Here is a 1853-nt window from a genome sequence, read left to right as displayed (position 1 = left end):
TAAACCCATTCTCTCTTCAGACTTTTTTCTTCCTCTCCTCATAATATGATAGAAGCCCTACCGTGCAGGATGGTAGGGTCTTTCTATATTTTGTGATAAATATACTCGACTGCCTGCATCGAGAATGGGAAACGGCAGAAGAAGATACGTAGCTTAAATAATTTTTAAAAATCCTATTAAATATATCGGAAGGGTATTGACTATAATTTACCGCCGTGGTATTATAAAACCGTGAAGAGTGATGCAACTATCCTCATCAACAATTTTCCTCTCCTCATACACACAAGAGCCCTACCGTGGCAAGCGGTAGGGTTCTTCGTTTCTTCGGACATACTCGACAGAAAAGGGGAGAGAGGAGTATAATAATAAAAGTCAGCAGTCGAATGAAAGAAGGAAATATAGATGGACAAAATATGGACGAAGGACTTTATCCTCGTATCGACAGCAAACTTTATCGTTACATTTGTATATTATACCTTGATGATCATACTTGCTGTCTACGCGATGGACGAGATGGGCGCAAGCCCTGCCGAAGCAGGTCTGGCAGTCGGTGTACTCATTCTTTCGACGATGATCGCACGCATATTCAGCGGACGCTATATCGAAGATATCGGCAGGACAAAATTTATGCGCATCGGTGCTGTCGTTTTTGCGGGCGGTACCGTGCTTTATCCGTTCGCTGACACCATCACACAGCTTATCATCGTGCGCACTCTGCACGGAATCGGCTTCGGCTGTATCCTGACCGCGCTCGGCACACTTGCCGCCGTCCTTGTACCGCGCAAACGGCAAGGTGAAGGTCTGGGATACTTTCTCCTCAGCATCACACTTGCCTCTGCCATCGGCCCGCTCGTTGCCATCCTGATGCAGGAGAATATGACCATCACCGACATCTTCCTGCTTGACGGCATACTGGCAGTCGTCGTCTATATCTTGACGAGATTCGTCACCGAACAACCGCCCTTGCCCAAACAGCAGCGCAGCGTACGTGCAAGCGGCTGGCACGCATTTTTTGAGCCGTCTGCCATTCCTATCGGCATCGTTTCGTTCCTCATGTTCCTCGGCTATGCAGGCATCGCGACCTTCTTCTCGCCGTACATGATAGAACTGGATCTCACACAGGCAGGCGCATTCTTCTTTCTTGCGTACTCCATCACCATTCTTATCACGCGCCCCTTCACAGGCAGGCTGTCCGACAGCAAAGGTCTGTCGTTCGTACTCTATCCGTCATGCGTATTCTTCGCCGTATCGCTGGCATGGCTCAGCATCGTCACCCACGGCTGGGAAGTCCTAGGCTCGGCAGTCGCCATGGGCTTGGGCTTCGGTGCCTTCGTCGCCGCCGCGCAAGCGCGCGCCATCCGCGGCCTCCCCAACGACCGCATCGGCGTTGCCACTACCACCTTTATGGCCATCTCCGAACTCGGCACAGGCTTCGGCCCGTTCCTATTCGGCCTCATACTCCCTATGATCGGATACAGCGGTGTATATCAGCTGTCTGCCGTCATATGCCTCGTGGCGGGCGGCGTGTACTACCTGTTTTACAGTAAGAAATAGAGTTGAAAAGCAGAATAAAGTATTTCACGTATAAAATTCTTCGTTTCCTTAGCGATAGACTATCATCTGCGTTCCGCGCTTTTTGCGCTCGTATCCAAGAGCCATGGGCGATTGGCGAATACGAGCCATGTGATAGTGTTCCAAGAATCAAGCCCATAAGGGCGAAGATGATTGGATAAACACGAACCACTAAGCGGTCGAATTCGTTAGAGTGTAAGCTATAGTCCGCTTCAACAGCGCGTGCCTTTTTTGTTACTTATTGGAGAAGTATCCAAGAAGCAAGTCCGAAGGGCGATGCT

At 50.0% G+C, this 1853-nt stretch carries 1 protein-coding gene; it reads left to right on the top strand.

Going from position 1 to position 1853, the window contains the following annotated elements:
* Positions 1-402 precede the first annotated feature (402 nt).
* Positions 403-1554 carry an MFS transporter gene (locus IJN28_06650; GenBank protein MBQ6713444.1) on the top strand — a complete coding sequence of 384 codons (1152 nt, stop codon included), beginning with the start codon at positions 403-405 and terminating at the stop codon, positions 1552-1554.
* Positions 1555-1853 lie beyond the last annotated feature (299 nt).

Source organism: Selenomonadales bacterium (genome assembly GCA_017442105.1).
Classification (GTDB): Bacteria; Bacillota; Negativicutes; order RGIG982; family RGIG982; genus RGIG982.
The sequence above is the reverse complement of the archived record's forward strand: the minus strand, read 5'-3'. Positions and strand labels throughout refer to the sequence as shown.